At 66.6% G+C, this 24,483-nt stretch carries 24 protein-coding genes and 1 pseudogene; 13 read left to right on the forward strand and 12 right to left on the reverse strand.

The window, feature by feature from the left end:
• The coding region (locus tag G7Z99_RS17790) for a helicase C-terminal domain-containing protein (RefSeq protein WP_308812301.1) at window positions 1-301 on the forward strand (301 nt) is incomplete at its 5' end.
• Between the two features lie 315 nt (window positions 302-616).
• Window positions 617-2,254 carry a phosphoglucomutase (alpha-D-glucose-1,6-bisphosphate-dependent) gene (gene pgm, locus G7Z99_RS17795; RefSeq protein ID WP_181096111.1) on the forward strand — a complete coding sequence of 546 codons (1,638 nt, stop codon included), beginning with the start codon at window positions 617-619 and terminating at the stop codon, window positions 2,252-2,254.
• Window positions 2,255-2,324: 70 nt separating this feature from the next.
• Here the strand turns inward: pgm and G7Z99_RS17800 are convergent, their stop codons facing one another.
• Window positions 2,325-2,663 (reverse strand): hypothetical protein, encoded by a 339-nt coding sequence (locus G7Z99_RS17800; RefSeq protein WP_181096113.1) that lies wholly within the window; start codon window positions 2,661-2,663, stop codon window positions 2,325-2,327.
• 287 nt (window positions 2,664-2,950) lie between these two features.
• Here G7Z99_RS17800 and G7Z99_RS17805 point away from each other — a divergent pair, with 287 nt between their 5' ends.
• Window positions 2,951-3,817: a hypothetical protein gene (locus G7Z99_RS17805; RefSeq protein WP_181096171.1), complete on the forward strand. Its 867-nt coding sequence runs from the start codon at window positions 2,951-2,953 to the stop codon at window positions 3,815-3,817.
• A gap of 452 nt (window positions 3,818-4,269) precedes the next feature.
• Here G7Z99_RS17805 and G7Z99_RS20240 read toward each other — a convergent pair whose 3' ends face one another.
• Together G7Z99_RS20240 and G7Z99_RS20245 are read right to left on the reverse strand one after the other, a co-directional pair.
• The gene (locus G7Z99_RS20240; RefSeq protein ID WP_375139170.1) at window positions 4,270-5,025 is read right to left on the reverse strand and encodes a methyl-accepting chemotaxis protein; all 756 of its coding nucleotides are present in this window, start codon (window positions 5,023-5,025) and stop codon (window positions 4,270-4,272) included.
• Window positions 5,026-5,127: 102 nt separating this feature from the next.
• Window positions 5,128-6,417, reverse strand: a pseudogene (locus G7Z99_RS20245) (PDC sensor domain-containing protein); the annotation flags it as partial.
• A gap of 288 nt (window positions 6,418-6,705) precedes the next feature.
• On the opposite strand from G7Z99_RS20245, the gene G7Z99_RS17815 reads away from it, so the two are divergent.
• Complete coding sequence (locus G7Z99_RS17815; RefSeq protein WP_181096117.1) at window positions 6,706-8,025, forward strand: Na+/H+ antiporter family protein; 1,320 nt, start codon at window positions 6,706-6,708, stop codon at window positions 8,023-8,025.
• Between the two features lie 8 nt (window positions 8,026-8,033).
• Here G7Z99_RS17815 and G7Z99_RS17820 read toward each other — a convergent pair whose 3' ends face one another.
• Entirely contained in the window at window positions 8,034-9,044 is a 1,011-nt protein-coding gene (locus tag G7Z99_RS17820) for a FecR family protein (protein WP_181096119.1), read from the reverse strand.
• A 306-nt stretch (window positions 9,045-9,350) separates the two neighbouring features.
• Here G7Z99_RS17820 and G7Z99_RS17825 point away from each other — a divergent pair, with 306 nt between their 5' ends.
• From G7Z99_RS17825 to G7Z99_RS17835, 3 genes are read left to right on the forward strand one after another with little or no spacing between them, the layout of a single operon-like run.
• Window positions 9,351-9,824 (forward strand): MarR family winged helix-turn-helix transcriptional regulator, encoded by a 474-nt coding sequence (locus G7Z99_RS17825; protein ID WP_181096121.1) that lies wholly within the window; start codon window positions 9,351-9,353, stop codon window positions 9,822-9,824.
• Window positions 9,825-9,858: 34 nt separating this feature from the next.
• Window positions 9,859-11,058: an HlyD family secretion protein gene (locus tag G7Z99_RS17830; RefSeq protein WP_181096123.1), complete on the forward strand. Its 1,200-nt coding sequence runs from the start codon at window positions 9,859-9,861 to the stop codon at window positions 11,056-11,058.
• Complete coding sequence (locus G7Z99_RS17835) at window positions 11,055-12,590, forward strand: DHA2 family efflux MFS transporter permease subunit (protein ID WP_181096125.1); 1,536 nt, start codon at window positions 11,055-11,057, stop codon at window positions 12,588-12,590. Before G7Z99_RS17830 ends, G7Z99_RS17835 begins: the two co-directional genes overlap by 4 nt.
• Window positions 12,591-12,872: 282 nt before the next feature.
• On the opposite strand, the gene G7Z99_RS17840 is transcribed toward G7Z99_RS17835, so the two are convergent.
• The 3 genes from G7Z99_RS17840 to G7Z99_RS17850 form a co-directional block, all read right to left on the reverse strand.
• Entirely contained in the window at window positions 12,873-13,694 is an 822-nt protein-coding gene (locus G7Z99_RS17840) for an aldo/keto reductase (RefSeq protein ID WP_181096127.1), read from the reverse strand.
• A 63-nt stretch (window positions 13,695-13,757) separates the two neighbouring features.
• Window positions 13,758-14,327, reverse strand: coding sequence for a GNAT family N-acetyltransferase (locus G7Z99_RS17845; RefSeq protein ID WP_181096129.1), 570 nt, complete (start codon window positions 14,325-14,327; stop codon window positions 13,758-13,760).
• A gap of 85 nt (window positions 14,328-14,412) precedes the next feature.
• A complete protein-coding gene (locus G7Z99_RS17850; RefSeq protein WP_181096131.1) occupies window positions 14,413-14,910 on the reverse strand; it encodes a GNAT family N-acetyltransferase in 498 nt (165 codons plus the stop codon).
• Between the two features lie 206 nt (window positions 14,911-15,116).
• Between G7Z99_RS17850 and G7Z99_RS17855 the strand changes: the two genes are divergently transcribed.
• Window positions 15,117-15,737, forward strand: coding sequence for a LysE family translocator (locus G7Z99_RS17855; RefSeq protein ID WP_181096133.1), 621 nt, complete (start codon window positions 15,117-15,119; stop codon window positions 15,735-15,737).
• 82 nt (window positions 15,738-15,819) lie between these two features.
• Entirely contained in the window at window positions 15,820-16,611 is a 792-nt protein-coding gene (gene hisN / locus G7Z99_RS17860) for a histidinol-phosphatase (protein ID WP_181096134.1), read from the forward strand.
• 216 nt (window positions 16,612-16,827) lie between these two features.
• Here the strand turns inward: hisN and G7Z99_RS17865 are convergent, their stop codons facing one another.
• A complete protein-coding gene (locus G7Z99_RS17865; protein ID WP_181096136.1) occupies window positions 16,828-17,922 on the reverse strand; it encodes an alpha/beta hydrolase in 1,095 nt (364 codons plus the stop codon).
• Window positions 17,923-17,973: 51 nt separating this feature from the next.
• Here G7Z99_RS17865 and G7Z99_RS17870 point away from each other — a divergent pair, with 51 nt between their 5' ends.
• Entirely contained in the window at window positions 17,974-18,162 is a 189-nt protein-coding gene (locus tag G7Z99_RS17870; protein ID WP_181096138.1) for a hypothetical protein, read from the forward strand.
• Window positions 18,163-18,382: 220 nt separating this feature from the next.
• On the opposite strand, the gene G7Z99_RS17875 is transcribed toward G7Z99_RS17870, so the two are convergent.
• Both G7Z99_RS17875 and G7Z99_RS17880 read right to left on the reverse strand, forming a co-directional pair.
• The gene (locus tag G7Z99_RS17875; protein ID WP_181096140.1) at window positions 18,383-19,627 is read right to left on the reverse strand and encodes a saccharopine dehydrogenase family protein; all 1,245 of its coding nucleotides are present in this window, start codon (window positions 19,625-19,627) and stop codon (window positions 18,383-18,385) included.
• A gap of 31 nt (window positions 19,628-19,658) precedes the next feature.
• Window positions 19,659-20,756 carry a carboxynorspermidine decarboxylase gene (locus tag G7Z99_RS17880; RefSeq protein ID WP_181096142.1) on the reverse strand — a complete coding sequence of 366 codons (1,098 nt, stop codon included), beginning with the start codon at window positions 20,754-20,756 and terminating at the stop codon, window positions 19,659-19,661.
• A 270-nt stretch (window positions 20,757-21,026) separates the two neighbouring features.
• Here G7Z99_RS17880 and G7Z99_RS17885 point away from each other — a divergent pair, with 270 nt between their 5' ends.
• The 3 genes from G7Z99_RS17885 to G7Z99_RS17895 all read left to right on the forward strand — a co-directional run bounded on the left by G7Z99_RS17885 (window position 21,027) and on the right by G7Z99_RS17895 (window position 22,516).
• Window positions 21,027-21,236, forward strand: a complete 210-nt coding sequence (locus G7Z99_RS17885) for a hypervirulence associated TUDOR domain-containing protein (RefSeq protein WP_060393601.1) — start codon at window positions 21,027-21,029, stop codon at window positions 21,234-21,236.
• A 58-nt stretch (window positions 21,237-21,294) separates the two neighbouring features.
• Window positions 21,295-21,567: a PepSY domain-containing protein gene (locus G7Z99_RS17890; protein ID WP_181096144.1), complete on the forward strand. Its 273-nt coding sequence runs from the start codon at window positions 21,295-21,297 to the stop codon at window positions 21,565-21,567.
• Window positions 21,568-21,733: 166 nt separating this feature from the next.
• Window positions 21,734-22,516: a hypothetical protein gene (locus G7Z99_RS17895; RefSeq protein WP_181096146.1), complete on the forward strand. Its 783-nt coding sequence runs from the start codon at window positions 21,734-21,736 to the stop codon at window positions 22,514-22,516.
• 32 nt (window positions 22,517-22,548) lie between these two features.
• Here G7Z99_RS17895 and alkB read toward each other — a convergent pair whose 3' ends face one another.
• Both alkB and G7Z99_RS17905 read right to left on the reverse strand, forming a co-directional pair.
• Entirely contained in the window at window positions 22,549-23,193 is a 645-nt protein-coding gene (gene alkB, locus G7Z99_RS17900) for a DNA oxidative demethylase AlkB (protein WP_181096173.1), read from the reverse strand.
• A 211-nt stretch (window positions 23,194-23,404) separates the two neighbouring features.
• Window positions 23,405-24,181 (reverse strand): NAD(P)-binding domain-containing protein, encoded by a 777-nt coding sequence (locus tag G7Z99_RS17905; RefSeq protein WP_181096148.1) that lies wholly within the window; start codon window positions 24,179-24,181, stop codon window positions 23,405-23,407.
• Window positions 24,182-24,483 lie beyond the last annotated feature (302 nt).

Genomic DNA, 24,483 nt, shown 5'->3' on the forward strand with positions numbered 1-24,483 from the left:
GGCCTTCGGGGAGGGGGTGGATTTGCCCGGCACGCGACTGATCGGGGTGTTCGTCGCCACCCTCGGGTTGCCCCAGGTCAACCCGGTCAACGAGCAGTTCAAGCAGCGCCTGGGGCGCCAGTTCGGCGCCGGGTTCGACTATGCCTACCTCTACCCCGGGGTGCGCAAGGTGATCCAGGCCGCGGGCCGGGTGATCCGGGGTGATCATGACCAGGGCACGCTGGTGCTGATCGACGAACGCTTCGCTGAAGCGCGGGTGCGGCAGATGTTTCCGTCGTGGTGGCAGTGTCCCGAGGGGTAGGGGCTTGTGCCGACGGTGCGGGGTCTTGTGGGCCCTGCGGGCCCAATCGCGGCACAGGGGCCGCTCCTACAGGGTGGACCGCATCGTTGATCCGGCAGGCTGATGCAATTCCTTCTGTAGGAGCGGCCCCTGCCGGGGCGCCGGACCGACCGCGATTGGGCCCGCAGGGCCCACAAGACCAGCCCACTCCGATCCCTCTCCAGCACCCCCTCTCAACGCGACACCCAGCCCTTGCCCCACATCACCTCGCCGCGCCCGAGAACTCTCAGTACACTGCGTGTTCCAACCCCCCACACTCCAGAACACGAGGTTTTCATGACGCTCAGTCCCTTGGCAGGCAAGCCAGCACCTTCCAGTGTGCTGGTAGACATTCCTCGCCTGTTGACCGCCTATTACACCCACCGCCCTGACGCCAGCGTGGCGTCCCAGCGTGTGGCGTTCGGCACCTCGGGCCACCGCGGCACCTCGTTCGAATCGAGCTTCAACGAAGACCACGTGCTGGCGATCACCCAGGCCATCTGCCTGTATCGCCAGGCCCAGGGGATCGACGGCCCGGTGTTCATCGGTGCCGACACTCACGCGCTGTCCGCACCCGCTGCCGCCAGCGCGCTGGAAGTGCTCGCCGCCAATGGCGTGCAGGTCATGCTGTCCAAGGACGACGAGTACACCCCGACCCCGGCGGTGTCCCACGCGATCCTCTGCTACAACCGCGACCGCCAGCAGGGCCTGGCCGACGGTATCGTCATCACCCCGTCGCACAACCCGCCGCAGAGTGGCGGCTTCAAGTACAACCCGCCCAATGGCGGCCCGGCCGACAGCGACGTGACCAAGTGGATCGAGGCCAAGGCCAACGAACTGCTGGCCGCAGGCCTGGACGGCGTCAAGCGCATGGACCACGGCCAGGCCCTGGCCGCACCGACCACCCAGCGCCATGACTACATCACCCATTACGTCGAAGACCTGCAGCACGTCATCGACTTCGACGTCATCCGCCAGGCCAACCTGCGCCTGGGCGTGGACCCCTTGGGCGGCGCCGGCGTCCACTACTGGCAGGCCATCGCCGATCGCTACCAGCTGAACCTCGAGGTGGTCAACACCGAGGTCGACCCGACCTTCCGCTTCATGACCGTCGACTGGGACGGCCAGATCCGCATGGATCCGTCCTCGCCGCACGCCATGCAAGGCCTGATCGGCTTGCGTGAGCGCTTCGACGTGGCCTTCGCCTGCGACCCGGACCACGACCGCCACGGCATCGTCACCGCCGACGGCCTGCTGGCGCCGAACAACTACCTGGCCGTGGCCATCGACTACCTGTTCCGCCACCGTCCGCACTGGCGCGCCGATGCGGCCGTGGGCAAGACCGTGGTCAGCAGCGGCCTGATCGACCGCGTCACCGCGCGACTGGGGCGTCGCCTGCATGAAGTGCCGGTCGGCTTCAAGTACTTCGCCCAGGGGTTGTTCGACGGTTCGCTGGGGTTCGGCGGTGAGGAGAGCGCGGGCGCGTCGTTCCTGCGCATGGACGGCGGCGTCTGGGCCACTGACAAGGATGGCCTGATCCCGGCCCTGCTGGCGGCCGAGATGACCGCCCGCACCGGCCGCACCCCGAGCCAGGCCTATGCCGACCTGACCGAGGCCCTGGGCCGGCCGTACGCCACCCGTGTCGAAGCCAAGGCCGATGCCCGTCAGAAGGCGCTGTTGAGCAAGCTGGCGCCCGAACAGGTCACCTCGACCGAGCTGGCCGGCGAAGCCATCGAGCAGATCCTCAGCCATGCCCCGGGCAATGGCCAGGCCATCGGTGGCCTCAAGGTGATGACCGCCAACGGCTGGTTCGCCGCACGCCCGTCGGGTACCGAAGACATCTACAAGATCTACGCCGAAAGCTTCATCGACGAGGCGCACCTGCAGCGTCTGGTTGCCGAGGCCCAGGTGCTGGTGGACGCCGCCATCGCCTGATGGGGCCAGCGGGCCGCTTCGATGGAAGGGGCCCGCATCGCAGACCGGTCTTCGACAGGGTGGCCAGGAGTCATGATGGCGCCGCCTTGATCGTCACCACGCCCTTGCCGGCCAGGGCGATCTCGATCACCGTCTCGTGCTCGGCGCCGCAGGGGGCGACCGACGCATGCAAACCTTCTTCCGAAAGCGCCTGCACATGGGCGTGAAGCGGCTGCCCCGTGGGGTCGATCAAGGCCTCGTAGGCCAGCAGCTCGACCTGCTCGATCAGCTGCCGGCTGCGCTCGTCCGTGGCACAGAAGAACAGCACGCCACTGAGGTGCGGATCGTCGTCCGGGTTGTGCAGGTCATGGTCGGCCAGGGCGCGCAGGGCGGTGCGCAGTGCCTGGAGGGCAGGGGTGTGCGTGGGCATGAGGGTGGGCTCTCACAGACGATCGGCCCGGGCCGGGCCAGCGCCTGATCATGGGCAGGCTTGGAGGGTGTGGCAATGTTGCGGATTCCCAAGAGGTTGTAGGAAAAGGTTTAAGTGGTGAGTGGCGAGTAGTCATTGCTGTGCGTCAGGCGCTCGATGCGGCCCCGAAAGATCAACCACGCCTGCCCCATCCGACACAATTTTCACATCCCCTTGCTAGCATGCCCCCACCATCGACACACGAGGAAGGGTGAGTGGGCGTTCGTGCGCGACGTATCAAAAGCGTCATGCTGGTGTCGGCCGGTGTGGTGGTCAGTGCCTTGGGCTTTTTCGCCTGGCAGAGTTTCTACCCGGTCCAGGCCGCCAAGGGCTGGGAGGTGGAGGTGGTGCACGGAGCGGTCGACAAGGCGGCTTCGCTGGTGCCGCTGGCCGATGGCAGCCTGCTGGTCAGCCGTGAACTCAAGGACGGGCAAGGCAGCATCCTGCGCATCACGCCCGACGGCGGGCGGAAAGTGATGGTCAAGGGCCTGTCCAAGCCCGACGGCATGATCGCCGCACAAGGCGGTTGGGTATTCAGCCAGGAGGGCGGCAAGGCGCCGGTCAGCCTGTCGCGTGACGGGCAGATCACCCACCTGTTCGACGGCGAGAACGTGCAGGGTCTGTGGAGCGATGCCCATCACCTGTACGCGATCGAAGACCGCAAGGCCGAAGGCCGCCTGATGCGCTACGACTGGCACACGGAGGCCCTCGACGTGCTGCGCTCGGGGCTGACCGAAGGCGAAGGCCTGACGCGCTGTGGCGAGGGCCGGTTGCTCTACACCGAAAAGGCCGCCGGCCAGGTGCGGGCCTTGACCCCGGACAAGCGTGACCCGGTGGTGGTCGCCGGGTTGCGTAACCCGACGTTCCTGATGTGCGACCAGCGCGGGCTGTGGATCAGCGAGGACTCCACCCACCGCGCCCGGCTGCTGCGCATCGACCCGCAGGGGCACCAGCACACGGTGCTGACGTTCCTCAAGGCGCCCCAGGCGATCGTGCCGGATGGGGAGGGCGGTTACCTGCTGGCCGAAGGCGGGCGTGACCGGATCCTGCACCTGACCCCGCCGACCGAGCAGCGTGACGCAACGGCGGTGGTCGAAGGCAAGCCAGGGACGTGACCCCCGGCACCCTGCGAACATGACAGAAAGCGCCACTCCTCCTGTGGGAGTCCGCCCGCCGCCTTGGCGCCGCGCTGTCGCGCAGAGAACATGGCGATAGCTGGCAGTGCTCAGATGCTGTGTCACTGATCGATTTTTGGGACCGCTTTGCGGTCCATCGCGGCCGGTCCGGCGCCCCGGCTGGGGCCGCTCCTACACCCACCGCAGTGGCACAGGCAATCGCGGTCCCATGTGGGAGCGGCCCCTGCCGGGGCGCCGGACCGGCCGCGATTGGGCCCGCAGGGCCCACAAAATACTGAAGTTACTCCTTTTAAAATCAACAAGGTATTTTATGTTCTATGAGAGCGGGCTTGCCCGCGATAGCGTCCGTTCCATCACCGCCTGCATCGCGGGCAAGCCTGCTCTCACATAGGGGGTGAACCGCTTTGCCAGATCAGCGATCACTCTGCGCCCTAGACCCTGAACTGATCCATCAACCCCTGCTGCTGGTTCGCCAGCCCATTGAGCGACTGGCTGACCCGCGCCGCTTCACCGGCCTGCTCGGACAGCGACTCGGTCACGTCGCGAATGGTGGCGATGTTGTGGTTGATCTCTTCGGCCACGGCGCTCTGTTCCTCGGCGGCGCTGGCGATCTGCAGGTTCATGTCGCTGATCACGCTGACTGCCTCGCCGATGCGCTGCAAGGCGCTCACGGCATGGTTCACCTGCTCGACGCTGCCCTGGGCTTGGCGGTGGCTGCCTTCCATGGCCGAGACCACCTCGTGCGTGCCAGCCTGCAAGGCTTCGATCACCTGGCGGGTCTCTTCCACCGACTCCTGGGTACGCCGCGCCAGGTTGCGCACCTCGTCGGCGACCACGGCGAACCCGCGGCCTGCTTCACCCGCACGGGCCGCTTCGATCGCAGCGTTGAGGGCCAGCAGGTTGGTCTGCTCGGCAATCGAGCGGATCACTTCCAGCACGCTGCCGATCTGCTCGCTGTTGCGCGCCAGGCCACCGACCTGGTCCATGGCGCTGTTCATCTCGTTGGCCAGGGCGTCGATGCCGGTGGTGGTCTTGTCGATGACGGCCAACCCTTCACGGGTGGCCTGGTCTGCCTCGCGGGCGGCCTGTGCGGCCTGCGCCGCGCTACGGGCCACGTCCTGGGCAGTGGCGCTCATCTCTTGCGAGGCGGTGGCGGCCTGGTCGACCTGACGGAACTGCTGCTCCATGCCGGCGCTGGTCTGGCTGGCGATGGCGGCCGACTGCTCGGCGTTGCCGCGGGCCGCGGTGACCGACTGCTTCACTTCGGCCACGATGGGCTGCAACTTGTCCAGAAAGCGGTTGAACCAGCCGGCCAGCTGGCCCAGCTCGTCCTGCTTGGCGTACTGCAAGCGGCGGGTGAGGTCGCCCTCGCCACTGGCGATGTCCTTGAGCATCGCTGCCACGCCGAGGATCGGCCGGGTCACGCCGCGTGCCAGCATCCAGACCAGCAGCAGCCCCAGCAAGGCCGCACCGATGCCCAGCGCCAGTTCGAGCCAGGTGCCTTGGGTGTTCAACTGGTCGAGTTCCTGCTCCAGGGCGTCGGCCGGTTCGGTGAGCACCTGCTTGGGCGCATCCAGCATCACGCCCCAGCGCTTGCCGCCGGGGATCGGCGCGAAGGTCGCCAGCACTTTCAGGTGATCGGTGTTTTGCAGCAGGCTCAGCGGCTGGCCTTCGCCCAGCAGTCGGGTCAGCTCGGCGCCCTGGACGGTGTCCACCTGGTCGAAACGCGTGGCCAGCTTGCTGGCATCGCCGCTGTAGCCGGCCAGCAGACCGCCTGGGCTGAGGATGCCCACCTGGGTACGGCCTTCGTACAGGCCACGGCTGGCCTCCACGCTGAGGGCCTGCAGGCTGTCGAGGTTGATGTCCACCGACAGCGTACCCATCACCCGGTCTGCGACCATCAGCGGGAACACGATGCTGGTCATCAGCACCTGCTGGCCCTCGACTTCATAGAAGTAGGGCTCGCTCACGCACACCTGGCGCGTGCGGTTCGGGCAAGCCCACCAGGTGTTGGCCGGCTCGCCGCTGGGGCCGACACGGGTATCGGTCATGTCGCTTTCCGGCAGGGTGGTGGCAGTCAGCTGCCCGGCCCGCGGTTGCGACCAGTACAGGGCGAAGCGCCCCTGGGGGTTGCTGCCCAGAGCGGCCTGGTCGACGAACCGTGCATCCTGGTTGTCCAGCCCGTCCGGCTGGAACACCAGCGACAGGCCCAGCAGCTCGGGCTTGCCACGCAGCGCGTTCTGCACCAGCGTGGCCAGTTCCTGACGCAACTCGCGGGCATCGACCCCACGCTTGGTGGCCTGCTCGCGCAGGAACAGCACTTGCCGCGCATAGCCTGCGCCGTACTGGTAAGCCTCGGTGAACTGGCGGCGGATGTTCTGGGCCTGCACCGTGCCCTGGGCCTCGATGCGCGCCTGGGCGGCCTGGGTCAGCATCTGGGTGCTGCTGGCCTTGACCAGCTCGCTGGTGTGGGTCATGCGGTAGAGGGACAGGCCGACCAGCAGCGTGACGATGGCCGCCAGGCACAGGCCTGCCAGCAGGGTGATCTTCCATTGGATGGACAGTTGACGCAGTGACATGGCGCGAGCCCTTGGTAATTTTCAGATCGGCATGACGACGTATCGGCCGCTTGGCGACGATCTTGATGGGTGTCATGACTTTGACATCCACGGTGCCCTGCTTCAGAGTGTGCGCCCTTCGCGAAACCCGTTCCTGGGCCTTGGCGCGGTGCGTCCAGCGCAGCCTGTGCGTCGGGCCGGACCGCGGCGCATGGCCGTGGCCCGTCGGCACTAACGTTCGGCCGCCCGTGCACGTCCAGGTAGGGGCAACCCGTCGCTTTTCATTCGTCGCAAGAGGTAGATCCGTTCATGAATGCAGTCATTGCCGCGGTCAGCGTCATGCTGGTGCTGAGCCTGTCCCGCGTGCACGTCGTCATCGCGCTGATCGTCGGTGCGCTGACCGGGGGCCTGGTCGGTGGGCTGGGCATCGAGGGGACGCTGGCGGCCTTCAACGGTGGTCTCGGGGGCGGGGCCACCGTGGCATTGTCCTACGCGCTGCTCGGCGCCTTCGCCGTGGCCATCGCCAAGTCGGGGCTGGCCCATGCCCTGGCCGACCGCGCCTTGCGCATGATCGACCTGCAAGGCCATGCCGAGGGCGGCAAGGTCAAATGGCTGCTCATCGGCCTGCTGCTGATGGTCGCGATCGCCTCGCAGAACGTGCTGCCGATCCACATCGCCTTCATCCCGCTGCTGGTACCGCCGCTGCTGTACGTGCTGACCCGGCTGAAGATCGACCGACGCCTGATCGCCTGCGTGATGACCTTCGGCCTGATCACCCCGTACATCTTCCTGCCGGTGGGCTTCGGCAACATCTTCCTCAACCAGATCCTGCTGGCCAACGTCAGCCGTGCCGGGGTCGACGTCAGCGGCATCAACGTGACCCACGCCATGGCCATTCCGGCGGCCGGCATGCTGGTCGGGCTGCTGGTGGCGGTGTTCATCAGCTACCGGCGCAAGCGCGAGTACGACCTGTCGCGGATCGAGCAGGTCGAGCAGGTCGCCGTCCGCTACAACCCGATGACCTTGCTGGTGGCGGGCATCGCCATCGTCTCGGCGTTCGTCGTCCAGCTCTGGCTGGATTCGATGATCATCGGCGCCATGGCAGGCTTCCTGATCTTCTCGCTGTCGGGGATCGTGCGCTGGAAGGACACCGACGACCTGTTCACCGAAGGCATGAAGATGATGGCCATGATCGGCTTCATCCTGATCAGCGCCTCGGGCTTCGCCGAGGTCATGAAGGCCACCGGCGACGTCCAGGCCCTGGTCACCAGCGCGGCCGACTGGATCAACCACAGCAAGGGCGTCGGCGCCTTGCTGATGCTGCTGGTGGGGTTGCTGGTGACCATGGGCATCGGCTCGTCGTTCTCCACCGTGCCGATCCTGGCGGCGATCTTCGTGCCGCTCTGTGTGCAGCTGGGCTTCGATCCGCTGGCCACGGTGTGCATCGTCGGCACCGCCGGTGCCCTGGGCGATGCCGGTTCACCCGCGTCCGACTCGACCCTCGGCCCGACCTCGGGGCTCAACGTCGACGGGCAGCATCACCATATCTGGGACACCGTGGTGCCGACCTTCCTCCACTACAACGTGCCGTTGCTGGCCTTCGGCTGGCTGGCGGCGATGGTGCTCTGAGCGTGCCGTCAGCCGCGTGAAGGGGCAGGGGAGATGCGGTTGAGGACGGTGCTGCCGTCCTGGCTGCGGGTCAGGTAGACCGGCAGCACCTTGGGCAAGGTACGTACCAGGCCTTCGATGTCCTGGGTGCTGTAGGTGCCGCTGATGCGGATCTGACCCACCGTGCGATCGGCCAGGCGCAGCGGTCTGGCCAGGTAGCGATTGATCGACGGCAGGGCCTCGGCCAAGGTCAGGTTGTCGAGCACCAGATGCCCGGTGCGCCAGGCCAGGCTGTTGCCGTTGTCCGCGGTCTGGCTCAGCTGCGGTTCGAAGTCGCCGGCCTGGTAGTGCGCCTGCATGCCCGGGTCCAGGCGATGGCCGCCGGTGCCGCCGTCATGGCTGACCTGCACCGAGCCTTCGACCAGGGTCACCGTGACCTGATCCTGGTACTTCCAGACGTTGAAGCCGGTCCCGGTCGCGCGCGTCTGGCCGTTGCCGGCACGTACGATGAACGGGTGGGCGCTGTCGTGCCTGACCTCGAAGAAGGCCTCGCCCTTGACCAGTGCCACCCGGCGCTGGTCCTTGAAATTGAAGAACCGCAGCTCGGTGTCCAGGTTCAGTTGCACCTGGCTGCCGTCGCTCAGCTGCACGCTGCGGACCTGATCGGTGCTTTCCAGGTGCTGGTAGGCGTTCGGCACCCAACCCTGTTCCCAGCCGAGCCAGGCCGCCGACGGCAACCCCAGCAAGCCGATCACGGCGGCAGTTGCCAGGCGACGCAGTGGGGTGGCGCCCAAGCGACCACGCGGCTCGATCGGGTCCGGCTCCAGCACGAAGGGCGTACGCGGCAGCAGATCGGTGGTGTGCCAGATCTGCTCCATGGCACGGTACTCGACGACGTGCCGGGGATCCTCATCGAGCCAACGGGCGAACGCCTGACGCTCGAGCGTGCTGCAGTCGGGCGCATGCAGGCGCATGCACCAGTACGCAGCCGCGTCGGTGATGGCGTCTTGTTCGCAGCAGGTCGGGCGCTCAGGGGTCATCGGAATTCCAGTTTTTGCGCATTCTACCTGCGGGGCGTTGCCAGGGAGAACCGGGAACGCCGCGAAGCGCGCCCGTCTGGATACTTTTTGTGGGCAGTCGAGAACGGGGCGTCCCCCGCACGCACCGTCCATCGCCAGGTAGATAGCAAGCTAATCACCTGTTTGACATTCACTGCCTAAGCAGTAATATTTGCACACATATTCAGCACGTGCTGAGCGGACGCGAACGAGGTCGGTCGACTTCATGCCGCCGGCTCCGGACGCGTTGTGGATCGATCTGTCGCCCCAGCCTTAGCCAGGTGCCCCTTGCCCCATTTCACGCCCGAAAACTTCTCGCATTGCGCCATCGGCCTGCTGCTGGGCCGGGCTGCGCTGCTCAAGGACCGTGTCCTGGATGGCCACCTCGAACCCCATGGCGTCACCGCCGCGCAGTTCAAGGTGCTGATCATCGTCACCCAGTACCAGGTCGACACGCCGGCCGAGGTGTGTCGCTACCTGGGCCTGGACAGCGGTTCGATGACGCGCATGCTCGACCGCCTGGAGCACAAGGGCCTGGTGCGTCGGCAACGCTGCCCGACCGATCGGCGCGTGGTACGCCTGGAGCTGACCGAGGACGGCCAGGCCCTGGCCGACCGCCTGCCGGAGATCGGCGCGGCGGCGATGAACGACCTGGTCGGGGTGCTCGAGGCCGACGAGCTGCAGACCCTCGAACGCCTGCTGACCAAGGTGCTGTGCAACGCCGGTGACCCACTGACCCTGCGCCGCTTCGGCGATCGCTGACACTCCCTGATTCGACTTTTTCCAAGGTATCGCCATGGCCACTCCTGCGGACACTCCCTCTACTTCTCCGGCTCCCCAGCAGTCCTCGCGCAAGCGCAAGGTGCTGCTGCTGGGCCTGCTGTTGCTCGTGGTGCTTGGCGCCGCCGGCTTTTGGGCCTGGTATTCGCTCGTCGGTCGCTGGTACGAAAGCACCGACGATGCCTACGTCAGCGGCAACGTGGTCGAGATCACCCCCCTGGTGACCGGCACCGTGACTCGCATCGGCGCCGACGACGGCGACCTGGTGCAGGCCGGCCAGGTGCTGCTCACCTTCGACCCGAGCGACAGCGAGGTGGCCTTGCAGTCGGCCGAGGCCAACCTGGCCCGCACCGTACGCCAGGTACGCGGGCTGTACAGCAACGTCGATGCGCTCAAGGCCCAGGTACAGAGCCGCCAGGCCCAACTGAAGACGGCCCGCGACAACTACGGTCGACGCAAGGAGCTGGCGTCCAGCGGTGCGATCGCCGCCGAGGAGCTGTCGCATGCCCAGGATGACCTGACCAGTGCGCAGAGCGCCCTGGACAACGCCCGTCAGCAGTTGGCCACCAGCACGGCCCTGGTCGACGATACCGTGGTCGCCTCTCACCCCGACGTGATGGCCGCTGCCGCCGACTTGCGCCAGGCCTACCTCGCCCATGCCCGTACCACCCTGGTGGCGCCGGTGACCGGGCATGTCGCCAAGCGCACCGTGCAGCTGGGCCAGCGCCTGCAACCGGGCGCGGCGACCATGGCGGTGATCCCGCTGGACGAGGTGTGGATCGACGCCAACTTCAAGGAGACCCAGCTGCGTGACATGCGCATCGGCCAGCCGGTGGACGTCACCGCCGACCTGTATGGCGACGACATCGTCTACAAGGGGACGGTCGAGAGCCTGGGCGCCGGGACCGGCAGCGCCTTCGCCCTGCTGCCGGCGCAGAACGCCACCGGCAACTGGATCAAGATCGTCCAGCGCGTGCCGGTGCGCATTCACCTGGACCGCGAGCAGCTGAAGCAGCACCCGCTGCGCATCGGCCTGTCCACCGTGGCCGAGGTCGACCTGCACGATCAGAGCGGCCCGACCCTGGCCCAGCAGCCGCCACGCCAGGCGCCGTTCGCCACCCAGGTCTATGACCAGCAGTTGGCCGAGGCCGACCAGCTGATCACCCGCCTGATCCGCGAGAACAGCGCCGCCAGCGGCAAGTCGGCGCAGCGATGAGCCAGAGCGCACCGGCCCAGTTCACCCCGCCGAGCCTGCTGCTGACCACCATCGGTCTGTCGCTGGCGACCTTCATGCAGGTGCTCGACACGACGATCGCCAACGTCGCCCTGCCGACCATCTCGGGCAACCTGGGAGTCAGCTACGAGCAGGGCACCTGGGTGATCACCTCGTTCGCCGTCAGCAACGCCATCGCCTTGCCGCTGACCGGCTGGCTGAGCCGACGCTTCGGCGAGGTCAAGCTGTTCATCTGGGCCACCTTGCTGTTCGTGTTGGCCTCGTTCCTGTGCGGGATCGCCCAGTCGATGCCCGAGCTGGTGGGCTTTCGTGTGCTGCAGGGGGTGGTCGCCGGACCGTTGTACCCGATGACCCAGACCTTGCTGATCGCCGTCTACCCCCCGGCCAAGCGCGGCATGGCCCTGGCGTTGCTGGCCATGGTCACGGTGGTGGCGCCGATCGCCGGGCCGATTCTCGGCGGCTGGATCACCGACAGCTACAGCTGGCCGTGGATCTTCTTCATCAACGTGCCGATCGGCCTGTTCGCCGCTGCCGTGGTGCGCCAGCAGATGCGTGACCGGCCGGTGGTCACCAGCCGCCAGCCGATGGACTACATCGGCCTGCTGACCTTGATCGTCGGCGTCGGTGCCTTGCAGGTGGTGCTCGACAAGGGCAACGACCTGGACTGGTTCGAGTCGCCGTTCATCATCGTCGGCAGCCTGATCTCGCTGGTGTTCCTGATCGGTTTCGTGATCTGGGAGCTGACCGACCGTCATCCCATCGTCAACCTGCGCCTGTTCGCCCACCGCAACTTCCGCGTCGGCACCATCGTGCTGGTGGGCGGGTATGCCGGCTTCTTCGGCATCAACCTGATCCTGCCGCAGTGGTTGCAGACGCAGATGGGCTACACCGCCACCTGGGCGGGCCTGGCGGTGGCGCCGATCGGCCTGTTGCCGGTGATCATGTCGCCCTTCGTCGGCAAGTATGCCCATCGTTTCGACCTGCGCCTGCTGGCGGCGCTGGCGTTCCTCGCCATTGGCGGCAGCTGCTACATGCGGGCCGGGTTCACCGACCAGGTGGACTTCACGCACATCGCCCTGGTGCAGATGTTCATGGGGATCGGCGTGGCGCTGTTCTTCATGCCGACCCTGAGCATTTTGCTCTCGGACCTGCCGCCCCAGCAGATCGCCGACGGCTCGGGTCTGGCGACGTTCCTGCGCACCCTGGGCGGCAGCTTCGCCGCCTCGCTGACCACCTGGATCTGGATTCGCCGGGCTGACCAGCACCATGCGTATTTGAGCGAGCACATCAGCACCTTTGAGCCGGCGACCCGGCATGCCCTGGAGACCTTGGGCGGCGCCAACGGGCAGAGTTACGCCCAGCTTGAACAGATCCTCAATGGGCAGGCGTACATGATGTCGACGGTGGACTACTTCATGATGATGACCTGGGTGTTCGCCGGGCTGATCTTGCTGGTGTGGTTCGCCAAGCCTCCGTTCAGTGCCAAGCCGGCGCCGGGGTCGGGGGGGCATTGAGGCGGCGAGGCAGGAGGCGTTGTGCGGTGTTGGCCAGGGTGGTCCTGGGAGAGACGGGCGGCTCGGGTGCGTGATGACTGAGAGAGGAAGGGGCTGATTTTACGGCCCCTGCGGGCCCGATCGCGGCACAGGGGCCGCTCCTACACCCGTAGCAGCACCGGGGTGAGTCAGACGGGCGCAATTCCCTCTGTAGGAGCGGCCCCCGTGCCGCGATCGGGCCCGCAGGGCCCGTAAAACCCGCCACCCCGAGCCATCAGCTTACCCCGATCTGACCGCCCCCCCTCACACCATCGCCAACCGTTGCTTGCGCGTCGGCGCTGGAAACGCCCGATCGATCGCTGCCAGATCCTGTGCCTCCAGTACCAGCGCGCCCGCCGCTGCATTGAGCCGCACATGCACCGGGTCCACGGCCTTTGGTATGGCGATCACCCCGTCCTCCCGTGTCACCCACGCCAGGCTTACCTGGGCCGGTGTAACCCCATGCCGCTCGGCGATCTGCGCCAGCACCGGGTGACCCAGTAACTGACCCGCCTGGGCCAAGGGGCAGTAGGCCATGGTCGGCACGTGCCGCGCCCGACTCCACGGCAACAGGTCGAACTCGATCCCGCGCTCTGCCGGGTTGTACAGCACCTGGTTGGTCGCACAGTCCGGGTTGTCCAACGCCTCCAGATCATCGACATCGAAGTTCGACACCCCCCAGCGCCCGATCTTGCCCTGTTCGCGCAGCCGTTCGAAGGCTTCCACGGTCTCCTCCAGGGGATAGCGGCCGCGCCAGTGCAGCAGGTAGAGGTCGATGCACTCGGTGCCCAACCGCCGCAGGCTGCGTTCGCAGGCCGCCGCCACGCCCTGGCGGCTGGCGTTGTGCGGGTAGACCTTGCTGACCAGGATTACCTGGTCGCGACGCCCGGCGATGGCCTGGCCGACCACCGTCTCGGCACCGCCTTCGGCGTACATCTCCGCCGTGTCGATCAGGGTCATGCCATGCTCGATCCCCTGTTGCAGGGCAGCCACCTCGGCCGCTCGACGGCTCTGGTCCTCGCCCATGTACCAGGTGCCCTGGCCGATCACCGGCACCGTACGGCCGGCAAGCTTCACGTGACGCATGTCCACCTCCTGCAATCATCCATTGGCGTGGCAGTGGACAGCGCCCGACGGGCGATGCTCCCTTCAGCGTCCGCGACGGCGCGACACACGGGCCTCGATGTTCTTGCGGCCGATCAGCAGGGCAGGGGTCTCCACCACGGGATCGTCAGCCAGCCACTTGTACATCACCAGGCCGTCGACCAGCCCGAGCCGGGCATGGCGAAACACCCGTGGCAGGCGCCCGACGGTGTCGAAGCCGAGCTTGGTCCACAGCGCCACCGCCACCTCGTTGGTGGCCACCACGCAGTTGAACTGCAAGGCCAGCAGGCCCTCCTGGCGTGCCAGTTTCTGCGAGTGCTCGCACATCGTTCGGGCCACGCCGCGCCCGCGTCCCGTTTCGCAGACCATGTAGCCGCAGTTGCCGACATGGGCACCGGGGCCGGCGGCGTTGCGCTTGAGGTAGTAGCTGCCCAGCAACTGCCCGTCCGCTTCGGCGACCAGCGTGCGCAGGGGCAGCTCGAGCCACAGCTGGCGGGCCTGCTCGAAGGTCATTGCCGGGTCCAGGGCGTAGGTGTCGCCAGCGGCGACGATGGCCTGGAAGGTCGGCCAGAAGAGGACGAAATCGTCCTCGGTCATGGGGCGGATGTGGATCATGATGGCTCCGGAAGACGTGAGGGGATGAAGGCAGCCTGGGTAGTGCACGTCGGCATGCCTGGGGCACTGCGCCGCTGGCAGGCGCTCAAGCGCTTGCCACGGGCCGCCCTTCGGAGAAGGCCACCAGCCCATCGCCCTCCAGCCGGTAGCGAATCCACTCATCCTGCGCCTTGGCGCCTACCGCCTCGTAGAACCCGATCGCCGGTGCGTTCCAGTCCAGCACGCTCCATTCCAGGCGGCCGCAGCCGTTGGCCACCGCTTCACGGGCGATGTGCTGCAACAAGGTGCGCCCGGCACCGCCCCCGCGTTGCTCAGGCGTCACGTACAGGTCTTCCAGGTAGATGCCGTGACGCCCCAGCCAGGTGGAGTAGCTGTAGAAGTACACGGCGAAACCGATCGCCTGGCCGTCCCGTTCGCAGATCAGGCTGTGGGTCGTGCTGCCTTCGTCGAACAGCGTGCGTTCGATATCGGCCTGGGTCGCGATCACTTCATGGCGAGCGCGCTCGTACTCGGCCAGCTCGGTGATGAAGGACAGGATCTGCGCGGCGTCGGTGCGGCGGGCGGGGCGGATGGACAGGCTCATGGTCAACTTCCTGGTTGGACAGCCTGCCATGGTAGCGGCCCGTGCAGCGCTTGCCGAGACCGGGCGGGCACATTGGCCGGATGCGGGACGACGCGAGGGGTACAGTGAAGTGTATGGCTCCGTTAGTAGGTAACTGTATGGGTCCGACACGCACAGCGTCCATTACGGTAGAACGACTCCAACAAAACGCTCTGGAACACGCCGCCATGCTCGATTCCTTCGACCTGCTCAGCGCTTTCGTGCTGTTCGCCTTCGTCTCCTCGATCACGCCGGGGCCCAACAACACCATGTTGCTGGCCTCGGGTGTCAACTTCGGCGTGCGCCGCTCGATCCCGCATGCCCTGGGGATCAGCCTGGGCTTCATGGTGCTGGTGCTGGCGGTGGGCTTCGGTCTGGGCGAAGTGTTCAAGGCCTGGCCGCCGGCCTACACCGCCCTGCGCTTGGCCGGTGCTGCCTACCTGTTGTACCTGGCCTGGAAGATCGCCACCTCAGGGCCTATGGCCACTGACGCGCCAGGCACCCGCAAACCCTTGAGCTTCCTGGGCGCGGCAGCCTTCCAGTGGGTCAATCCCAAGGCCTGGGTCATGGCGATCGGGGCGATCACCACCTACACGCCGGCCCAGGGTTACGTGACCAACGTCATCGTCATCGCCGCACTGTTCGCCCTGGTCAACCTGCCCAGTGTGGGAATCTGGGTGATGTTCGGCAGCGCGCTGCGCAACCTGTTGCGCAACCCGCGCTGGCTGACGCTGTTCAACCTGCTGATGGCGGCGCTGCTGGTGATCTCGCTGTACCCTTTGCTGTTCATGGAGGCCGGTTTCTCCTGAGCCTTGCCGCGAGACGCCGGGCTCGGCCGGGCCGAGGAGTGGGGTATGATGCGCTCCCTTTCCTTCGAACGAGGCCCTGCCCATGTCCTTGAGCGCTGAACAGATCCGTGAGTACCGCCGCTTCGCCGAGCACCTGGCCGCGTCGGCGGCGACGGCGATCCAGCCGTACTTTCGCGCCGAGCTGGCGGTCGAGGACAAGGGCGGACGGCTGTACGACCCGGTCACGGGCGCCGACCAGGCTGCCGAAGCGGCCATGCGTGCCATTATCCAGGCGCAGTATCCCGACCACGGCATCCTCGGCGAAGAGCAGGGCGCAGTCGTGGGCAGCAGCCCGCTGACCTGGGTGCTCGACCCGATCGACGGCACCCGTGCGTTCATCACCGGCCTGCCGCTGTGGGGCACCTTGATCGCCCTCAACGATGGCACCCGACCGGTGCTCGGGGTGATGAACCAGCCGTTCACCGGCGAGCGCTTCATCGGCACGCCCGAAGGCGCCTGGCGGGGCGAGACCGTGCTCAAGACCCGTCGTTGCGCGGACCTGGCCTCGGCCACCTTGATGTGCACCACCCCCGACATGTTCGACACCCCAGCCCGGCGCCAGGCTTTCGACACGGTTGCAGGGCAGGCGCGGCTGATGCGTTATGGCGGGGACTGCTATGCCTACTGCATGTTGGCATCGGGGTTCGTCGACGTGATCGTCGAGGCCAGCCTGCAACCGTACGACGTGCAGGCCCTGATCCCGATCGTCGAAGGGGCTGGCGGGGTGATGACCGCCTGGGATGGCGGGACTGCGCAGCACGGCGGGTGCGTGGTGGCGTGTGGCGACCCGGCACTGCACGAGCAGGTGCTGGCAATGTTGCGCGGTGTGTCGTGAGGCGAGGCGGGGTGAGAGGCGCAGGGCTGCGGGGCTGGCAAGCCCGCTGCCTGCACCCGTAGCGCCCTCCGTGCAGATGCCAGCAAGCGCGGTCTTCTGCGAGCGGTCGTTAGGCTGCGAGGGGCCGCAAGACGGCCCGAGAAGACCGCAGCCTCCCCACACACACACGCTGAAACTCCTCACAGCCCCCTTGACCAAGGCTGCTAGCCGCTCGTCTCAGCGCAGATCCGCCTTCAGGCGCTGGCCTGCATACGCCTGCGCTTGCTCGGCCTTCTTCACCACGGCCGCCGTCCCGAAGAACTCGTGCGTCACCCCTGAATACAGCTTGCGCTCGACACTGACGCCCGCGCTGCGCAGCGCCTGTTCCAGTTGCGCGCCGTCATCGCGCAGCGGGTCGATCTCGGCGTTGATGACGGTGACCGGTGGCAGCCCTTTCAGGTCGGCGTGGACCAGATCGATGCGCGGATCCTTCACGTCGGCCGGGGTGGTGCTGATCTGGTCGATGAACCACAGCATCATCGGCCGGTTGAGCGGGATGGCGTCGGCGTACTGCGTGTAGGACGCTGTCTGGGTGTCGTTCTGCGCCACGGGGTAGATCGCCAGCACATGCTTGGGCTGGGTCACGCCAGCCTTGTGCGCCGCCACGGCGGTGGCCACGGCCAGGTTGCCGCCGGCGCTTTCGCCGGCCAGGGCCAGGCGGGTCGGGTCGCCCTTGAGCGACGCGGCGTTGCGGCTGACCCAGCGGTAGGCGGCCAGGGCGTCGTCGTGGGCCGCAGGGAACTTGGCCTCCGGCGCACGGCGATAGTCGACCGAGACCACCACGGCGTTGGCCTGCTTGGCCAGGCCACGGGCGCCGGCGTCGTAGACCTTGCGGTCGGCGAACACCCAGCCGCCGCCGTGGAAGTAGACGATCACCGGGAACGGCCCGGTGCCGTCCGGGGTGTACACGGTAGCCGGCAGTGCGCCAGCGGCGCCTGGCACGGTGGTGTCGCGCGCGCTGACGCCAGGCACCAGTGCCTCGGGGCTGCTGTCGCGTTTCTGGTCGGCCAGCACGGCCTTGACGGCATCGGCGATGGTGGGTTGCTGGCGGGCTTCGGCGGGCGTGATCTTTTCCACGGCCTTGGCGTCGAAGCGTGCATACGTGTTCAGCACGGTCTGCATGTCCGAATCGGTGCGCAGCAGGCTCTTGGTGCCACTGACCGCCAGCTCCGACACCGAACGCTTGTCCGGGTCGCGGGCACAGCCTGCCAGGGCGGTGGTCACGCCAAGCACGGCAAGGGCGATCAGCGTCATGCGGTTGGGTTTGATCATCGGTCGTCTCCTGATAATGACGGCTGTAATGCGGCATACAGGGAAACCGACATGGCATGCCCCGGCTGGGTGGACGAAGGTCAACCCCACCTGCATGAGGCGTTCGGAGGCGTGAAATCGTTCCAACTGGATGGTGAAGGCGCGGCCGCCATCGCGGGCAAGCCCGCTCCCACACAGGAAATCGCGTCGATCTATCAGATCAGCGATGCAGTCCAAATACCCATAAGCACGCCGCTCTAAGACAGGTCGCCACGAGCCTGTCGGTGTAGGCATAGCTGCGCAAGCAGCGTGTGGGAGCGGGCTTGCCCGCGATGGCAGACGACGCATGCCCCCTCTTGATCGTCGACAAGCCGGGTCCCACACCTGTCATCACGACGCACAGCAACGCCCGACCAGCAGCCCTGAAACGAAAAGAGGCGCCCCTTGGGGCGCCTCTCGACAGAGCCTCAACGCGACGCGATCACGCCTCGGCGTCCCACGGACGGTCGCCGTGCGCGTCCTTGACGCGGGTCGGCAGGCCCATCACGTCCAGTGCCTTGAGGAACGGCTCGGCCGGCAGCTCCTCGACGTTGACCATGCGCTGCACGTCCCACTGGCCACGGGCGACCAGCAGGGCCGCCGCCACGGGCGGTACGCCTGCGGTGTACGAGATGCCCTGGCTGTCGGTCTCGGCGTAGGCCTCTTCGTGGTCGGCCACGTTGTAGATGAACACTTCGCGCGGCTGGCCATCCTTGGTGCCCTTGACCAGGTCACCGATGCAGGTCTTGCCGGTGTAGCCCGGCGCCAGCGAGGAGGGGTCGGGCAGCACGGCCTTGACCACCTTCAGCGGGACGACTTCCAGGCCTTCGGCCGTGCGCACCGGCTGCTCGGAGAGCAGGCCCAGGTTCTTCAGCACGGTGAAGACGTTGATGTAGTGCTCGCCGAAGCTCATCCAGAAGCGCACGTTCGGCACGTCGAGGTTCTTCGACAGCGAGTGCACTTCGTCGTGGCCAGTCAGGTACAGGTTCTGCGCGCCCACGACCGGCAGGTCGTCCGTGCGCTTGACCTCGAACATGGTGTTGCTGGTCCACTGGCTGTTCTGCCAGCTCCAGACCTGACCGGTGAACTCGCGGAAGTTGATTTCCGGGTCGAAGTTGGTCGCGAAGTACTTGCCATGGGAGCCGGCATTGACGTCGAGAATGTCGATCGAGTCGATGCGGTCGAAATACTGCTGCTGCGCCAGTTTGGCGTAGCTGTTGACCACACCCGGGTCGAAACCGACGCCGAGAATGGCCGTGATGTTCTTCGCCTGGCACTCGTCGAGGTGTTTCCACTCGTAGTTGCCATACCAGGGCGGGGTCTCGCAGATCTTGCCCGGCTCTTCGTGGATCGCAGTGTCCAGATAGGCTGCGCCGGTATCGATGCAGGCGCGCAGCACCGACATGTTCAGGAAGGCGGAACCGACGTTGATCACGATCTGCGAGTCGGTCTCGCGGATCAGCGCCTTGGTCGCCTCGACATCGAGGGCATTGAGCGAAAAGGCCTGGATGTCGGCGGGTACCTTGAGGCTACCCTTGGCCTTGACGCTGTCGATGATGGCCTGGCATTTGGAGATGTTCCGTGACGCGATGGCGATACGACCGAGTTCGTCGTTATGCTGCGCGCACTTGTGGGCCACCACCTTGGCGACACCTCCTGCACCAATGATAAGAACGTTCTTTCTCAATTTATCCCTTGCTCCTCGTTGAAGCCTGTCGTCAGGACAGGCTGGACAGGTAGTCGTCGAAACCGAACTCGCGCACCACCTCGACGTTGCCGTCGAGCTGCTTGACCGCGATGGCCGGCATCTTCACCCCGTTGAACCAGTTTTTCTTGACCATGGTGTAACCCGCCGCGTCGATGAACGACAGCCGATCGCCGACGGCCAGCGGACGGTCGAAGCGGTATTCGCCGAAGATGTCCCCGGCCAGGCACGACTTGCCGCAGACCATGTAGCTGTGCTCGCCGTCGCAGGGCGCCATCTTGGCGTCCAGGCGGTAGATCAGCAGGTCGAGCATGTGCGCCTCGATGGAGCTGTCGACCACGGCCAGGTGCTTGCCGTTGTACAGCGTGTCGAGCACGGTCACTTCCAGCGACGCGCTCTGGGTGATCGCCGCTTCGCCGGGCTCGAGGTAGACCTGGACGCCGTAGGTGTCGGAGAAGCGCTTGAGACGCTCGCAGAACGCGTCCAGCGCATAGCCTTCACCGGTGAAGTGGATGCCGCCACCCAGGCTCACCCAGTCCACCTTGTGCAGCAGGTGACCGAAGCGTTCCTCGATGTGCGACAGCATCTGGTCGAACAGGCTGAAGTCGCCGTTCTCGCAGTTGTTGTGGAACATGAACCCGGAGATCTGATCGATGACGGTTTCGATCTTGGCCGGGTCCCATTCGCCCAGCCGGCTGAACGGACGCGCCGGGTCGGCCAGCAGGTAGTCCGAGCTGCTCACCTGGGGGTTCACGCGCAGGCCGCGGGTCTTGCCCTCGGAGGCATCGGCGTAGCGCTGCAGCTGGCCGATGGAATTGAAGATGATCTTGTCGCAGTGCTCGAGCATCTCGTCGATTTCGTCGTCCGCCCAGGCCACGCTGTAGGCATGGGTTTCACCCGCGAACTTCTGCCGGCCGAGCTTGAGCTCGTACAGCGACGACGACGTGGTGCCGTCCATGTACTGCTCCATCAGGTCGAACACCGACCAGGTCGCGAAGCACTTGAGCGCCAGCAGGGCCTTGGCCCCGGATTGCTCGCGCACGTAGGCGATCTTCTTCAGGTTGACCAGCAGCTTCTGCTTGTCGATGAGGTAGTACGGCGTCTTGATCATCACAGGCCTCCCGGCCAGGCCGGCCAAAAAAAGATGCGCATTGTGCCTGCCCTCGGCCTAGATCGAAAGGGTGAAGCGCGCATTTCGTCCGCGTGGTCGTCGAGTGACCCGCAGGGGGCGACCCGTCATGAACCGAGCGGCGTCTGCCCAGTGCTTCCTGCCTCCGATGCAAGGGAATCTTCTCCCTGGCGCCAGACTCAGTTGAACAGAGCCACATGACCGTTGTGTGGTGTCACTGACCGCTCCGTCGTCGGAGCCAGGGAGAGCGTGATGAGTTCGAAATACAAGGTGGGCGATGCCGTGCGCTGGAATTCCGAGGCAGGCGTGATCCACGGCAAGGTCACCAAGGTGCACACGCGTGACGTGGAGTTCGCCGGGCGCACGCGTCACTGCTCCAGCGATGAGCCGCAGTACGAGGTCAAGAGCGACAAGACCGGCCACTTGGCCATGCACCGCGAAGATGCCCTGGATCGCGACTGAACCCCGGCAGCGTTCTGCCAGTCCTACAGATCACCTTCACACCGAAAGGATGTTCCCGATGAAAGCACTGACTCGACTGTTCACTGGTCTGGCCCTGGTGGGCTCCTTGGGCGCTACCGCGGCCTGGGCCGATCAGCCAGGCGCCGACTGGAAGGTCGACATCGACCACGCCTTGCAGACCGCCAAGGGCGCTGGCTACAGCCAGATCACCGAAGTCAAGATCGACGACGGTCATTGGGAAGGCAAGGGCACCAAGGCCGATGGTATGAAGTACGAGTTCCAGATCGATCCGCGCTCCGGCGCCATCGTCAAGGAAACCATGGACCACTGATCCCTGGGTCGTCCTCGAAGGCCGGGCCCGTCCACGCGACGCGCCCGGCCTTTTCACGTCCGCCCGGTCACCTGGCCTCGGCGTGCTGCCCAAGGTGCCAGGCCCTGCGATAGACTGTGCGGCCCATGCGCCGACCGTGGCGCCCATTCCCTTGTGCAGGATGCCCATGTCCGATTCTCCCTCGCTCGCGTCCCCCATCACCGTCTTTCCCGCTGCCACGTCCCTGGGCACGGCCCATGAACAGGTCGCCCAGGCCGAACGCCAGTTGCAGCGCCGCCAGGGCCAGGTCATGCGGGTCTTCGTGGGCGTGCAGACGGCGTACTGCGCCTACCTGCTGCTCAAATGGGTCTGGCAGGGGCACTACATCGGTGGGCCGATCTACGCGGTGCTGATCTGGTGCCTGTTGTGGCTGCTGGCTGTGCCGTTGACGCTGCTCTGGCGGCCGCAGGCGCGCGCGCTGGAGCGCGCCCAGGCGGCGCTGGGGTCGGCACGCCTGGAGGCCGGCAAGGCGTTTCTGGCCAGCCAGTCGCTGGGCGCCTACCGCTGGATCTGCCGCAATGGCCGGATGCTCGGGGTGTTTCCAGACCGTCAGACGCTCTACGTGTCCGGTGGCGACCTGGGCGATCGGCAGGTGCTGATCGACGCGCCGCGGGCGGTCAAGCAGGTCCACGTCGACGAGAAGACTTTCACCCAAAGCACGTCCCAGACCACCACCACCCATGGCCGGCGCAACGTGTTTACCTTCAACAAGTACATGGGCATGGTCGGCAAGGGCACCTCGCACTCGACCACGACCACCACCGACAGCACTTCGCGCAGCTTCACGCTGAACGTGCAGTTACAGGCGGCCGGGCAGGATCCGTGGTGGGTGCAGCTGCCATTCGGTGCGGACTGGCAAGAGGCGCTGAACTGGAAACTGCTGGTCGAGCAGGCCGCCGGGCGCCAGTGACCGGGCAGGGCGGGACGGCGCATGGGGTGCCGTCAGCCGGCCTTGCGCAGCGTCAGGTTGAGGCGTCGTTCGCCCAGGCGAGGATGATGCCCGGGCTTGATCGGCAACACGCCATGAAAGCGCAATCGGTCCTCGCCGCCCCAGACCAGGACGTCGCCGTGGTTCAGGGGTATCCGTGCGACCCGATCGGTGCGCTGTAGCCCGCCCAGCACGAAGACCGCCGGCAGCCCGAGCGAGAGCGAGACGATCGGCTGCGTGAAATCATGCTCGTCACGGTCCTGATGCAGGCTCAACGGCGTACCGGGCAGGTAGTGGTTGATCAGGCAGGCATCCGGCACGAAGCCCTCGAAGCCCGCCAGGGCGGCCGCGCGCGAGGCCAGTGCCACCAGCAGCGGTGGCAGGGCCGGCCATGGCTGGCCGCTGAGGGGGTCCAGGGGCGTATAGCGGTACCCGTGCGCGTCGCTGACCCAGCCCAGTTCGCCACAGTTGCTGATGCCCACGGCCATGCGCCGGCCCCCTGGGGTGTACAGATGACGAAAGGGCGCCGCGCGCAGCACGGGACGCAGCGCATCGAGCAACGGCTCGACGCTGTCCAGGATGAAGCCTGGCAGCAGCACCGTGTGCGGGGCCAGGCGCTGCGGCTCAGGGCCGAACAGGTTCAGGTCCGACTGGATCAGGGGCGGCCTCGGGGTAACAGGGGGGTAGGGCAGTGTAAGAGGGCGTGGCGGCAGCTCACAAGCGGTGAGCGGCAAGCGGTAGCGCTCGTAAGGAGACGGCTTTTGCGTTGCTGGTAATGGCCTGGCGGCGCTGCCTGTCGAGCACGATCGACGTGTTGTGCGAGCACACCCGCGCCAGGCCATTCACAGCGTGCAACGTACCGCCCCACGCTCATTTTTCCTCTCGCGTTCCGACCAGCCCCGCCAGCACCTGCTCGAAGGCGGCATTCCAGTTCAGCGCCGAGGGGTGTGCCTGGAGCACCGCCAGGCCCTGGGCGGTGAAGGTGCCTGGCGTGGCGATGGCATCGCCCAGCGCTTGAAGCGAACGCTCGGGCTGCGCGCGGACGCTGGTGAGGCAGTCTTCCAGGTTGCCCAGCACCAGTGCCCGGGCCTGTTCCGAAGGCAGGCCCTGCTCGGCGAACCAACCCTGCAGGCCGTTCAGCAGGAAGTAGAACCAGCCATTCATGCACGCTGCCACCGTGGCCAGTTCGAAGGCCGGCTCGTCGGCCATCGCTACCAGGGTCCCCAAGGGTTCGAGCACGCTGCGCGCCTGGTCGTCCGGGGGGCAGAGTGCGACGGTGGTGGCGGTGTACTGCGCCGCATAGGACAGCATGGCGCGCAGGCAGCGCGCGGTCGGGAACGCCGCGTGCAGGCGCGCCAGGTTCACGCCTGCCAGCAACGACACCAACGGCTGGCCCTCACGCAGATGCACCTGCGCCGCTATCGTCTCGAGCGCATCGGGCCGTACGCCGAGAATCAGCAGGTCGGCCGCATCGACCACGGCCTGGTTGCTGGCCAGCACTCGGCAGCCTTGCTGTTCGGCCAGGATGGCGGCGCGTTCGGCATTGCGAGGGGACAGCACGATGGCGCCCGTGTAGCCACTGCGACGCAGGCCGCGGACCACCGTTTCGGTGAGTTCGCCAACGCCCAGGATACCCAACGTGTCCATGTCATCTCCTTCGTGAAGGGTGACCGGCTCGACACGGGGCACCCGGGAACGTGAAGCGAGGGCTGCGGTTGGGCCGCCGGGGAGGCACCGGCGCAGGCAACGGCCGGTGACCGTCCGGTCGAGCAGGCCGGGCCCCTGGCAGCACTCGCCAAGCCCCTCACTATACGCACGCCAGGTCAGCAACGCCCAGCCTGCGCTGAACGTGTCTTGCAGAGGGTGGATGAACCCACGCCATGGCATCACCGAACCCGCGCCCGCTCGCTACGTGACCGTCGTCAGCGCCAGGCAGAGCCGATCAGGTG

The sequence above is a fragment of the Pseudomonas entomophila genome, assembly GCF_013523165.1.
GTDB classification, from domain to species: Bacteria; Pseudomonadota; Gammaproteobacteria; order Pseudomonadales; family Pseudomonadaceae; genus Aquipseudomonas; species Aquipseudomonas entomophila_A.

What these genes read in the sequence shown, in the direction of transcription:
- G7Z99_RS20240 (WP_375139170.1), bottom strand. Translation starts at nt 5,025, where the DNA reads ATGGAGCAGCAGTTCCGTCAGGTCGACCAGGCCGCCACCGCCTCGCAA.
- hisN (WP_181096134.1), top strand. Translation starts at nt 15,820, where the DNA reads ATGTCCTTGAGCGCTGAACAGATCCGTGAGTACCGCCGCTTCGCCGAG.
- G7Z99_RS17880 (WP_181096142.1), bottom strand. Translation starts at nt 20,756, where the DNA reads ATGATCAAGACGCCGTACTACCTCATCGACAAGCAGAAGCTGCTGGTC.
- G7Z99_RS17815 (WP_181096117.1), top strand. Translation starts at nt 6,706, where the DNA reads ATGAATGCAGTCATTGCCGCGGTCAGCGTCATGCTGGTGCTGAGCCTG.
- G7Z99_RS17805 (WP_181096171.1), top strand. Translation starts at nt 2,951, where the DNA reads ATGCTGGTGTCGGCCGGTGTGGTGGTCAGTGCCTTGGGCTTTTTCGCC.
- G7Z99_RS17870 (WP_181096138.1), top strand. Translation starts at nt 17,974, where the DNA reads ATGGCATGCCCCGGCTGGGTGGACGAAGGTCAACCCCACCTGCATGAG.
- G7Z99_RS17905 (WP_181096148.1), bottom strand. Translation starts at nt 24,181, where the DNA reads ATGGACACGTTGGGTATCCTGGGCGTTGGCGAACTCACCGAAACGGTG.
- G7Z99_RS17885 (WP_060393601.1), top strand. Translation starts at nt 21,027, where the DNA reads ATGAGTTCGAAATACAAGGTGGGCGATGCCGTGCGCTGGAATTCCGAG.
- G7Z99_RS17800 (WP_181096113.1), bottom strand. Translation starts at nt 2,663, where the DNA reads ATGCCCACGCACACCCCTGCCCTCCAGGCACTGCGCACCGCCCTGCGC.
- G7Z99_RS17855 (WP_181096133.1), top strand. Translation starts at nt 15,117, where the DNA reads ATGCTCGATTCCTTCGACCTGCTCAGCGCTTTCGTGCTGTTCGCCTTC.
- G7Z99_RS17820 (WP_181096119.1), bottom strand. Translation starts at nt 9,044, where the DNA reads ATGACCCCTGAGCGCCCGACCTGCTGCGAACAAGACGCCATCACCGAC.
- G7Z99_RS17840 (WP_181096127.1), bottom strand. Translation starts at nt 13,694, where the DNA reads ATGCGTCACGTGAAGCTTGCCGGCCGTACGGTGCCGGTGATCGGCCAG.
- G7Z99_RS17895 (WP_181096146.1), top strand. Translation starts at nt 21,734, where the DNA reads ATGTCCGATTCTCCCTCGCTCGCGTCCCCCATCACCGTCTTTCCCGCT.
- G7Z99_RS17845 (WP_181096129.1), bottom strand. Translation starts at nt 14,327, where the DNA reads ATGATCCACATCCGCCCCATGACCGAGGACGATTTCGTCCTCTTCTGG.
- G7Z99_RS17890 (WP_181096144.1), top strand. Translation starts at nt 21,295, where the DNA reads ATGAAAGCACTGACTCGACTGTTCACTGGTCTGGCCCTGGTGGGCTCC.
- pgm (WP_181096111.1), top strand. Translation starts at nt 617, where the DNA reads ATGACGCTCAGTCCCTTGGCAGGCAAGCCAGCACCTTCCAGTGTGCTG.
- G7Z99_RS17835 (WP_181096125.1), top strand. Translation starts at nt 11,055, where the DNA reads ATGAGCCAGAGCGCACCGGCCCAGTTCACCCCGCCGAGCCTGCTGCTG.
- G7Z99_RS17865 (WP_181096136.1), bottom strand. Translation starts at nt 17,922, where the DNA reads ATGATCAAACCCAACCGCATGACGCTGATCGCCCTTGCCGTGCTTGGC.
- G7Z99_RS17850 (WP_181096131.1), bottom strand. Translation starts at nt 14,910, where the DNA reads ATGAGCCTGTCCATCCGCCCCGCCCGCCGCACCGACGCCGCGCAGATC.
- G7Z99_RS17830 (WP_181096123.1), top strand. Translation starts at nt 9,859, where the DNA reads ATGGCCACTCCTGCGGACACTCCCTCTACTTCTCCGGCTCCCCAGCAG.